The following is a 10,440-nucleotide window of genomic DNA, read 5'->3' as shown; positions in this document are numbered from 1 at the left end:
GAGGACCCCCCGCCGGCCCGACGCCTCGACGGCGTGCGCGGTCGCCTGCAGGACATGGGTCTTGCCGAGCCCGACCGAGGCGTGGATCACCAGCGGGTTGAAGGTGACGGCGTCGCCCTGGCGGGCGTCGGCGATCTGGCGGGCAGCCGCGTAGGCGAGCTGGTTCGAGCGGCCGACCAGGAAGGTGTCGAAGGTCAGCCGCCGGTCGAGCGGCGAGCCGGTCAGGCGGTTGGATTCGGTCCGCGGGACGAGGGCGAGCGGCGCCGCGGGGCGCGGCTCCGGCCTCTCGGCCGGCGCGGGCGCCGACACGACGTCGCGGCTCAGCGTCGCGACCTTGGCGGCCGCGGTCCGCACGCCGATCGAGATCCTGGAGATCTCGGGCGTCGCGTCGGCGAACAGCGCGGTGATCCGGTCGGCGTAATGCGCCTGGATCCAGGTCTTCAGAAAGCGCGTCGGGACCGTCAGATAGGCCGCGCCGTCCTCGATCCGGTCCAGCAGGATGCCCTGGAACCAGCTCGCGAAGACGTCCTCGCCGAACTCGGCGCGCAGCCGTCCCGCCACCGCGCGCCAAGCGGCGTCGGCGGAAGCGGCGCTGTCGTCGTTCACGGCGTGGATCCTCGGCAAAGCGGGTTGCGCGGACAACATCAAACCTCTCCGGTGACGGTGTGAGGAGGGAGCGCGGGCGGCGCGGCGGAACGGGTCATGACTGCATCCAGGGCAGGCCCTCGGCTTTCCAGCCGGCGGAGCGGCCCCGGTGGCGAGCGGAATCGAGCGGGCCTTCGAACCCGCCGGCGATGTTGAAGCACTGCGTGTAGCCGCGCGCCGTCAGCGCCGCGGCCGCGGCCTGGCTGCGGGCGCCGCTGCGGCACAGGAAGAAGACCGGCGCGTCGGCCCCCGCGCCGGCGGCGCCGAGCGCCTCCGCCACGCGGTCGGCGAACGCCGGATCGACCTGCATCGACGGATAGCTCTGCCATTCCTGGAAGAGCGCTCGCTTGGCCAGACCGCCGAGGTCGGGGACGCCCACGAACGACCATTCCGCGACCGTGCGGACGTCCACCAGCGCCGCCGAGGGATTGGCCTGGAGGGTCGCCCAAGCGTCAGCGGGCGTGACGTCTCCTGCATAGGCACCGGCCATACGAAACCCATTCGCCGGATCGCTCCAGCGCCCCCACTTCGTCAATTGTCAGCAGAAACCGTCCAAGCCTGTCGCAGGCGATCAGGAGCGTTCACACTGCGTTAAAGTCAAAATCACCCACCCGACGCTCCCTAACATGGCTCGGAACCGTCGTTACTTTAGACAGACTTTTGCGTTATTTCAGAAGAACCTGCTCAACGCACTTTTTATCAAAGAATTTGTTGGGCCGTCTCCATGAGCAGGACGATACACAGGGGCCCGAGGGGACGCAATGGCCGTCGTGCAACGAATCGACCGCGCCAGGCGCCGCGGCTTTGACCAACCCGCTGAGGCCGAGGGTCAACGCCCTGCATAGCCAGCAAAATCAATTTCCATGACTACCGGGAATCTCGTCTCGATTCGATCGACCGGGATCTCCACTTCCGCCTCCTGCGAGGCCCGACGCGGGCCAGATTCCAACCCCACCTCCCCGTCTAGTCGTTAACGAATTGTTTTCACGGCATTTTTTTTGCTCAAAAAGCGCATGCAGACTCGCGTGGATCGCCGATCAGGGCTTTTTGCGAGTCAAGACGGAATCTGTGTACGCAATAGTGCGTATGACGAAGCCATGAATGGGCCAAAACTAAAAAACCCGGCGCAGGGCCGGGTTTTCCGTCGTCGCAAAAAAGACGCAATCAGGCGGGCAACGCCTTCACGCGGGCCGCAAGGCGCGAGACCTTCCGCGAGGCGGTGTTCTTGTGCAGCACGCCCTTCTGGGCGGCGCGCATGATCTCCGGCTCGGCCGCCCTGAGAGCGCTGCGGGCGTCTTCCGGGTCGCCGGCCGCGATCGCCTCCTCGACCTTGCGCAGGAAGGTCCTGACGCGGCTCCGGCGGGCGCCGTTCACGGTGGTGCGGCGGAGGATCTTGCGGGCGGCTTTCTTGGCCGAAGGAGTGTTGGCCATGCGATCGGCTTCCTTGAGTGCGGTCCTGCGCGCCCGAGGTCGCGGCGCCGCCTGTCGGCGTTCGCTCGGCGGCGCGGGGCGCACGAAACATTAAGGCGGCGGACGCTCGGCCCGCCGCCGGAGAGCGTCTGGTACCAACAGTCGCGCGCAGCGTCAACGCCCGACGGCGCCGAGGGAGGCCCGCAGCAGGGCCGGGCCCTGCGCCTCGTCCGCCATGGAGTCGAAGCGCGGACGCGGCCACGTCACCCGCACCCGCGCGCCGGTCCCGGGCGCCGGCCGGTTGCCGATCGAGACGCGCGCCCCGGACCGCTCCAGCAGCGTCTTGGCGATGAAGAAGCCGAGCCCGAGCCCGCCGGCGTCCGGCGAGGCGTCGCGCTCCGGGCCGCGCGTCGACACATAGGGCTCGCCGAGCCGGGCCAGGATCTCGGGCGCGAAGCCAGGACCGTCGTCGACCACGGCGATCTCCAGCCGCTCGCCGTCCCAGCGCGCCGTCACGTCGACGCGCGAGCGCGCGAAATCCACCGCGTTCTCGACGATGTTGCCGAGGCCGTAGAGCACGCTCGGATTGCGCCGCCAGCGCGGCTCTCCCTCGACACCCGCCGATGTGATGACGAGATCGACCCCGAAATTGCGATGCGGCTCGACGATCTCCTCGAGCAGATGGCCGACCGCCATGCTCTCATAGGGCGCGCCCTGCTCGTCGAGCGAGGTCAGCTTCTTCAGGATGTCGCGGCAGCGCGCCACCTGCTCGCGCAGCAACGCGACGTCCTCGTCATGCGCGCCGGGCACGATCGCCCGCTCGAGCTCCTTGGCGACCAGCGCGATGGTCGCGAGCGGCGTGCCGAGCTCATGGGCGGCCGCCGCCGCGAGCCCGTCGAGCGCCGACAGATGCTGCTCGCGCGCCAGCACCAGCTCGGTCGCGGCGAGCGCCTGGCTGAGCGCCCTGCCCTCTTCCGACACCCTCCAAGCGTAGATGCCGATGAACACGAGCGCCAGCGTCAGCGCGACCCAAACGCCCACGACGTAGAGGAACGGCAGCTGGATGGCCTCGCCCGGGGCCCAGGGGAGCGGGAAATGGTTCAGCCCGATGAAGGTCGCGCAGGCCATCACCAGCGCGCCGAGCATCGCCGTGGTCCTCGGCGGCAGCGCGGTGGCGGAGATCATCACCGGGGCCAGGAACAGGATCGAGAACGGGTTCTGCAGGCCGCCCGTGAGATAAAGCAGGGCGGCGAGCTGGATGACGTCGTAGCCGAGCATCAGCGCGGCGCGCGAGCCGCGGATGCGCTGCGTCAGCGGATAGCGGAACCGCAGCGCCAGGTTGAGCGCGGCCGACAGCGCGATCACCGCGAAGCAGGCCGCGAGCGGCAGGCGGAAGCCGAGCGCAAGATGAACGCCGAGCAGCGCGCAGCTCTGCCCCGCGACCGCGAGCCATCTCAGCCTCACCAGCGTGTCGACCCTGAGGTCGCGATGCGCGGTGAGCCGGTCCGAGGCGCTGTCCGATTCCCGAGCCATGGGCGTCGTTTACACCGGCGGCGGGTCGTCGGCGATGCGGCGCCGCGTCCGCGGCCGCGCTCGCGCAGGACTAACGGGCCATTGACGCCGCTGCCGATCCGGAGAATCGTCGCTTCTTACTGCGGCGCAACATGCGGGTGACGGCGCAATGGCACGGACAGCTAAGACCAGCGGCATCGGCGAATTCGGCGGAGCCCCTGTGGCGACCGAATGGGGCGGCTCGGCCGCCACCATGCCGCTCTACTGGCTGTTCGAGGCGACCCAGGCCTCGCTCGGCCCGGCGCGCGCGCTCGCCGACGCCGGCCGGATGTATTTCAAGAACCCGGTGAACCCGCTCGCCCACACCGAATGGGGCCGCAAGGTCGGCGCGCTCTGCGAGGTGTTCGAACGCGCGACGCGCCGCTACGGCAAGCCGGATTTCGGGATCGTCACCACGCCCGTGCGCGGCCAGCGGGTCGCGGTCACCGAGCGCGTCGTCTGGAGCCGGCCGTTCTGCGACCTGATCCGCTTCGAGCGCGACGCGCCGAGCGGCATGCGCAAGCAGCCGAAACTGCTGATCGTCGCGCCGATGTCCGGCCACTACGCGACGCTCCTGCGCGGCACCGTCGAGGCGATGCTGCCCGACCACGACGTCTACCTCACCGACTGGACCGACGCGCGGCTGGTGCCGCTGACCGACGGGGCCTTCGACCTCGACGACTATATCGACTACCTGATCTCGATCTTCCATTTCCTGCGCGGCGACTGCCATGTGATGGCGGTGTGCCAGCCGGCGGTGCCGGTGATCGCGGCGGTCGCGCGCATGGAGGCGGAGGGCGACGCCTACGTGCCGCGCTCGATGACGCTGATGGGCGGCCCGATCGACACGCGCGTCAATCCGACGGCGGTCAACGAAGTCGCGGTCCAGCGCGGCACCGAATGGTTCCAGCGCAACGCCGTCACGGTCGTGCCCTGGCCGCATCCCGGCGTCATGCGGCAGGTCTATCCGGGCTTCCTGCAGCTCACCGGCTTCGTCACCATGAATCTCGACCGGCACGTCTCGGCGCATTATGACTTCTTCAATCACCTCGTCGACGGCGATGGCGATTCCGCCGAGAAACATCGCGAATTCTACGACGAATATCTCGCCGTCATGGATCTGTCGGCGGAGTTCTACCTGCAGACCGTCGACACGGTGTTCGTGCGCCAGGCGCTGCCGAAGGGCGAGATGACGCATCGCGGCAAGCCGGTCGACTGCTCGAAGATCAAGCGCTGCGCGCTTCTGACCATCGAGGGCGAGCGCGACGACATTTCGGGCGTCGGCCAGACCAAGGCGGCTCACGCGCTCTGCACGGCGCTCTCCGACGACAAGAAGGCGCATTATCTCCAGGAGCGGGTCGGCCATTACGGCGTGTTCAACGGCTCGCGCTTCCGCTCCGAGATCGCGCCCCGCATCCGCGACTTCATCCTGTCCAACGAGCCGCGCTCCGAAATGGCCGCGCCCTCCCCGGCGAAGCGACCGCAGGAGACCACAGGCGTCGCGGCCGCCGAGAAGGTCGAGCCGATCGCGCCGCTCGTCGAGGGCGCGGGAAAGGCCGACGACGACCCGAAGGCGCCCGCCGAGGCCTCGCCGCCGGAAACCCAGGAGCCCGACGACCTGACCCGGATCGTGGGCGTCGGGCCGAAGCTGCAGGGCGTGCTCAACGGCGCCGGCATCTACCGGCTGGCCCAGATCGCGCGGCTGACGCCCGCCGAGGTCGCCTCGCTCGACGGCAAGATCGCGCCGGCCGGGCGCGTGACCCGCGAGAAATGGGTCGAGCAGGCGATCCGTCTGACGGGCCTGCAATAAGGTCTGGCCTCTCGGGGTTTCGCCCGGGCCTTGCGCGAGCCGGGCGGCTCCATTTCGACGCGGTCAGCATGCCGCGCCGTTGATTTTATTTCTTTCTTATTATGTATAGCTCGCGTAAGGACGAGATCTCGTCGGAACCAGCGGGGTCGCGTGGTCGTTGCTGCTTCAGAACCTCGCTAATCTCTTATTATTAGAACAGGAGCCTAAGATGAACTTCCGCCTTGCCGCCGGAGCCGCCTTTATCGCCGCCGCCTTCGCGGCCGCTCCCGCCTTCGCCCAGTCGGCCACCGGCGCCGACGCGATGAAGAAGATCAACAAGGACGGCGACCAGACGCTCGAAAGGGCCGAGATCATCGACGCCGCCGTGAAGCTGTTCGAGGCGATCAACCCGGACGGCGACACCACGCTCGAGGCCGACGAAATTAAGGGCCGCATCACCGAGCAGGACTGGAAGCGCGTCAACAAGGACGGCGACGAGACGCTTGAGATGGACGAGTGGCTGCAGATCGTGCGCCAGCGCGTGAAGCGCGCCGACAAGGACAAGGACGGCAAGCTGACGGTCGAGGAGCTCGACTCCAAGCCCGGTCAGGCCGTCCTCGTCATGATCATGAAGTGACGGACGCGACGCTGCGCATTTCGAAGGTCCGCGCCGAACCCTCGGCGCGGACCTCTTGCTGGCCGTGACCAGCATCGTCATCCGCCGCGGCGACTGGCTGCCCGCGATCCGGCCGCTCGGCGCGGGCGAGGCGGTCGCGGCGGTCGGCGACGTCCATGGTCACGACGATCTGTTCGCCGCGCTGATGGACTCGGTCGCCGAGGATCTCTCCGGCGCCGAGCAGGCCACCTTCATACAGGTCGGCGATCTGGTCGACCGCGGCCCGGCGAGCCTTGGGGCGCTGCGGCGCGCCCGCGCCGGCCTGCCGGGAGCGCAATCCTTCGCCCTGATGGGCAATCACGAGGACCGCATGCTGCGCGCGCTGGCCGGCGACCCGGCGGAGCAGGACTCATGGCTCGGCTTCGGCGGCGCGGAGACGCTCGCGAGCGCCCGCGTCGACCCGCGCGATCCCGCATGGCCCGAACGGCTTCGCGAGGCGCTGGGCGACGAGTTGACGGCGTGGCTCGCAGCCCTGCCGGTCAGCCGAAGGGTCGGCGACCTGCTGTTCGTCCATGCCGGCATCGACCCCGACGCGCCGCTCGACCGGCAGCAGCCGCGCACGATGATCTGGACGCGCTGGCCGTGGCTCGACAGTTCCGGGCCTTATCCGGAGGGCGTCGCGGTGATTCACGGACACACGCCGCAGCCGCGCGTGAATCTCGCCCATCCGCACCGGATCAATCTCGACACCGGGGCGTTCCGGACCGGGCTGCTCTCCGCGCTGGTGGTCGCAGGAGACCGCATGCGGCTCGTTCAGGCGAGCCGCTAGGAATGCCGGCGCCCGGCGGCGCGCCCGCGAAGCTTGAAGCGCGCAAAAGAAAACGCCGCGCTCCTGGAAGCGCGGCGTTTCGCTGACGGGCCTCAGGCCCGAAAGATCACTTCAGCTTGGAGAAGGCCGTGTCGAAGGCGAGCTTCACCATCACCCGCTCGTCGCAGGTGCTCTTGAAGCCGGTATAGCCCAGGCACTCGCCCTTCTTCAGGTCGGTGTCGGAGTAGCGGACATCGAGCGTCATCGCCTTGTAGGTGACGCCGGCGCCGATGTTCCAGGTCATGTAGTCGGCCAGGAAGTTACGAGCGCCGAACAGCTTCTCGTTCTTGACCCACTGCTTGCCGAGCTCGCCCGAGACGTAGAAGCCGAGGTCCGGGAAGCTCGAGAGCGGGATCGCGACCTTCGGGATGACCGAGAGGTAGTAGCCGTCGCCGCTGACGTTCACGTAGTCGGTCGTCCAGTAGAAGTTACCGGTGAGCGAGACGACGTCGAAAACGGTGACGCTCGGCTTGGCGTAGAGTTCCCAGTAGTCGAGCTGCTTGACGCCCGCCGGGGTGCGCTCGCCCGGGTAGTAGTAGTACAGGCCGCCGACGTCGATGCCGAAGGCGCCGATCGTGGTGCGATAACCGCCGTAGAGGTCGATTTCCATCGACGGGTCGGTGGCGAAGTCCTTGATGCTCGAGCCCCAGACGCCGGCGTAGAAGCCGTAGGCCTGGAGTTCGGCGTAGCCCTGGATGGCGGGATCGCCGTGGGTCTGCGACAGACCGCGGAAGAGGTAGTCGTTGACGCCGGCGACGCCGAACGCGAGGTCGACAACCGACGGGACTTCGGCGGCGACCGCCGGCTCCGGCGCGGCCAGGTCGGCGGCCGAGGCGCTGCCGACGATGAGCGCGCCGGCGGCAACGCCTGCCAGCGTCTTCACGGCACGTCCCACAAACTTGTTCATCTGAGTTCCCCGATTCTTAAACACGCTCAGGCGGTTGCTGTCGAAAATCAGGGTCCGGCCGCCGAAAGTCGAGCCTGATTTTTGTGCTTTCGTCGCATCGGGTGGAGAAGATGCTTTTTTACAACAGGATGTCTTTGGATAAGACTTCATATCGCAAGAGCTGGATAAGTCGTCACGACGCTGCCGCGTTCTCGACGAAAAACCTGCAGCATCGTGGCTTACTCGCGATCATCGGGGGAGATTTCGCCGGACGCGATTCTTCCCCTGACCTTTCGGCCATGAGACCGGCGCGAGTAGACGCAAGGCGGCGGAGCGCTTGATTCGACCCGAGTGCTGTCCTTCGAGTCCACGTTCGGGGTTTGGCGATGTTGCACCGCAGCAGGCCATTAACCGCGCGGTAAGATCGATGAATGTCGCGGCGCAGGCGGCCATCGGCCCTGCCTGTTTTTTAGGCGTCAGCCAAGCCGCGCGTCGAGCCCGCGCGTGGCGCCGGCATGCACAATCCACCGCCACAGCGTCGCCGCGTAGGAGCGGAACGCCGCGAACTCGTAAGTCGGCGCCTCGTCGACCTGCCACAGATGGATGGCGATCGAGGCCGCGTGGGTCATGGCCGCGTCGCCGGGCGCGAAGGCGCGAGGGTGGAGGTCGATCGCGGTCAGCGTCGCCAGGATCTCGCGGGCGCGCGGTCCCGACAGCCGGAGCACCGCCCGCCCGTCGGACTGGTCCGCGACGGCGGCGGGCAGCCCCGTGAAGTCCGCGTTGGGCGCAGTCGAGGACGCGAGCCATTTGCCGGGGCCGGCCCAGATGAAGGCGGCGGCGCCGGAGGCGATCCGCTTCGGCGCCGTCGGCAGATCGAGGCCGTAGGCGGCGCGAACGGCCTCGGCGAGCTCCGCCTCGCGGCCCCCCAGCGCCGCGACCGAAGCGAGCGTCAGGCCCTCGACCTCGCGCAGCGTCGCGCCGACGTCGCCGGCGGGCGTCGAGGGCGGCGCGACATGCGGGCGAAGCGCGGAGCGGGCGATCAGGGCGTCAGGCACGGAGGCGCGCTCCTTCGGGATCGACGAAGACGGGAGAGACGATCTCGACCTCGAGGTCGCCGTCGCGGAGCGGGTCGCAGGCGCGGACGATCTCGCCCATGCGCTCCTGCCCGCGGGCCAGGAAGGCGAGGCCGATCCAGCAGCCGTTGCTCGGGCTGTAGGCCGTCGAGGTGACGTAGCCCTCGTCATTGGCCGCCACCGCCTCGGCGCCGCGCGCGACGAGATGCGCGCCGGACCGGAGCCGCGCCGTGCGGTCGACGGGGCGCAGGCCGACCAGGCACGGCCGCGCGGGGTCGACGAAGGCCTCGCGGGCGGCGAGCGCGCGGCCCACGAAATCCTTCTTCTTCGACATCATGCGGCCCATGCCGAGATCGGCCGCGCTCGAATTGCCGTTGAGCTCCGGTCCGGCCGCGTGGCCCTTCTCGATGCGCATCACCGCGAGCGCCTCGGCGCCGTAGGGGCAGATGCCGAAGGGCTGTCCGGCCTCGACGATGCGCCGGATCATGGCGTCGCCATAGCGCGCCGGGACGGCGAGCTCATAAGCGAGCTCGCCAGAGAAGGAGAGCCGGAACAGCCTCGCCTTCACGCCGCCGCACACGGTGAGCTCCTTCGCGCCCATATAGGGCAGCGCCTCGTTGGAGACGTCCTGGCCGTCGACCAGGGCAGCCACGACCTCGCGGGAGCGAGGCCCCGCGATCGCGAACTGCGCCCATTGGTCGGTGACCGACGCGAAATGGACGTCGAGCTCCGGCCACAGCCATTGCCGGCAGAACTCCAGGTGGCGCATCACGCCGGCGGCGTTGCCGGTCGTGGTCGTCATGTAGAAATGCGTGTCGGAGAGGCGCGTGGTGGTGCCGTCGTCCATCGCGACGCCGTCTTCGCGCAGCATCAGGCCGTAGCGGGCCTTGCCCACGGCGAGAGACGAGAAGGCGTTGACGTAGACGCGGTCGAGGAAGGCCGCGGCGTCGGCGCCCTGCACGTCGATCTTGCCGAGCGTCGAGGCGTCGTAGACGCCGACCGCCGAGCGCACGGTGTTGACCTCGCGGATCGTGGTCTCGAGCCAGTCCTTCTCGCCCGGGCGCGGGAAATAGGCGGCGCGCATCCACTGACCGGTCTCGACGAAGACGGCGCCCTGCTCCTCGGCGAAGAAATGGCTCGGCGGCAGGCGCGTCGGCTTGAACTCCTTGCCCCGATGCGCGCCCGCGAGCGCGCCGAGCGCGACCGGGGCGTAGGGCGGACGGGCGAGCGTCACGCCGGTCTCGGGCACCGAACGTCCGGTGATCTCGGCCATCAGCGCGAGCCCAACGACATTCGCGGTCTTGCCCTGGTCGGTCGCCATGCCGAGCGTTGTGTAGCGCTTCAGATGCTCGACCGAGACGAAGCCCTCGCGGGCCGAGAGCTCGACGTCGGTGACCGTCACGTCGTTCTGGAAGTCGACGAACGCCTTGCCCTTCGACTTCGGCGCGCGCCATGGGCCTCGCCCATAGGCCTCCTCCGCCTCGTCCTCGACGTCCGGCCGGTCGAAGCTGCTCCCCGCGAAGCCGCAGGCCTCCGCCGCGGCGCGGCCCGCCTGGCCGCCTTCGGCGAGCGCCTGCGCCAACCCGAACGCGCCGGAGGCCG

10 protein-coding genes are annotated in these 10,440 nt (G+C 68.9%); 3 read left to right on the top strand and 7 right to left on the bottom strand.

What is annotated here, in order from left to right; translation table 11 throughout:
* The 4 genes from EK403_RS23135 to EK403_RS11770 form a co-directional block, all read right to left on the bottom strand.
* Positions 1-645: DnaA ATPase domain-containing protein (locus EK403_RS23135; RefSeq protein ID WP_245479658.1), on the bottom strand; the 645-nt coding region annotated here is incomplete at its 3' end.
* Positions 646-700: 55 nt separating this feature from the next.
* A complete protein-coding gene (locus tag EK403_RS11780) occupies positions 701-1,135 on the bottom strand; it encodes a rhodanese-like domain-containing protein (protein WP_128777687.1) in 435 nt (144 codons plus the stop codon).
* A 674-nt stretch (positions 1,136-1,809) separates the two neighbouring features.
* Positions 1,810-2,076, bottom strand: a complete 267-nt coding sequence (rpsT, locus tag EK403_RS11775) for a 30S ribosomal protein S20 (protein ID WP_128777686.1) — start codon at positions 2,074-2,076, stop codon at positions 1,810-1,812.
* A gap of 153 nt (positions 2,077-2,229) precedes the next feature.
* Positions 2,230-3,588 (bottom strand): ActS/PrrB/RegB family redox-sensitive histidine kinase, encoded by a 1,359-nt coding sequence (locus tag EK403_RS11770; RefSeq protein ID WP_128777685.1) that lies wholly within the window; start codon positions 3,586-3,588, stop codon positions 2,230-2,232.
* 148 nt (positions 3,589-3,736) lie between these two features.
* On the opposite strand from EK403_RS11770, the gene phaZ reads away from it, so the two are divergent.
* The 3 genes from phaZ to EK403_RS11755 all read left to right on the top strand — a co-directional run bounded on the left by phaZ (position 3,737) and on the right by EK403_RS11755 (position 6,840).
* Positions 3,737-5,416, top strand: a complete 1,680-nt coding sequence (gene phaZ / locus EK403_RS11765) for a polyhydroxyalkanoate depolymerase (protein WP_128777684.1) — start codon at positions 3,737-3,739, stop codon at positions 5,414-5,416.
* Positions 5,417-5,624: 208 nt separating this feature from the next.
* On the top strand, positions 5,625-6,032 hold the full coding sequence (locus tag EK403_RS11760; protein ID WP_128777683.1) for an EF-hand domain-containing protein: 408 nt from the start codon (positions 5,625-5,627) through the stop codon (positions 6,030-6,032).
* 64 nt (positions 6,033-6,096) lie between these two features.
* Complete coding sequence (locus tag EK403_RS11755; protein ID WP_128777682.1) at positions 6,097-6,840, top strand: metallophosphoesterase family protein; 744 nt, start codon at positions 6,097-6,099, stop codon at positions 6,838-6,840.
* 106 nt (positions 6,841-6,946) lie between these two features.
* On the opposite strand, the gene EK403_RS11750 is transcribed toward EK403_RS11755, so the two are convergent.
* From EK403_RS11750 to EK403_RS23130, 3 genes are all read right to left on the bottom strand, one after another.
* The gene (locus EK403_RS11750) at positions 6,947-7,786 is read right to left on the bottom strand and encodes a TorF family putative porin (protein ID WP_128777681.1); all 840 of its coding nucleotides are present in this window, start codon (positions 7,784-7,786) and stop codon (positions 6,947-6,949) included.
* Between the two features lie 455 nt (positions 7,787-8,241).
* Entirely contained in the window at positions 8,242-8,820 is a 579-nt protein-coding gene (locus EK403_RS11745; RefSeq protein ID WP_128777680.1) for a sarcosine oxidase subunit gamma, read from the bottom strand.
* Positions 8,813-10,440 (bottom strand): glycine cleavage T C-terminal barrel domain-containing protein (locus EK403_RS23130; protein WP_280986663.1); only part of this gene is annotated, 1,628 nt, incomplete at its 5' end. The genes EK403_RS11745 and EK403_RS23130, both read right to left, overlap by 8 nt.

This window comes from Hansschlegelia zhihuaiae (genome assembly GCF_004103825.1).
Lineage (GTDB): Bacteria > Pseudomonadota > Alphaproteobacteria > Rhizobiales > Methylopilaceae > Methylopila > Methylopila zhihuaiae.
The sequence above is the reverse complement of the archived record's forward strand: the minus strand, read 5'-3'. Positions and strand labels throughout refer to the sequence as shown.

Bases quoted from the DNA above. Each gene is read 5' to 3' on its own strand.
- phaZ (WP_128777684.1), top strand. From the start codon at position 3,737: ATGGCACGGACAGCTAAGACCAGCGGCATCGGCGAATTCGGCGGAGCC.
- EK403_RS11770 (WP_128777685.1), bottom strand. From the start codon at position 3,588: ATGGCTCGGGAATCGGACAGCGCCTCGGACCGGCTCACCGCGCATCGC.
- EK403_RS11750 (WP_128777681.1), bottom strand. From the start codon at position 7,786: ATGAACAAGTTTGTGGGACGTGCCGTGAAGACGCTGGCAGGCGTTGCC.
- EK403_RS11760 (WP_128777683.1), top strand. From the start codon at position 5,625: ATGAACTTCCGCCTTGCCGCCGGAGCCGCCTTTATCGCCGCCGCCTTC.
- EK403_RS11780 (WP_128777687.1), bottom strand. From the start codon at position 1,135: ATGGCCGGTGCCTATGCAGGAGACGTCACGCCCGCTGACGCTTGGGCG.
- rpsT (WP_128777686.1), bottom strand. From the start codon at position 2,076: ATGGCCAACACTCCTTCGGCCAAGAAAGCCGCCCGCAAGATCCTCCGC.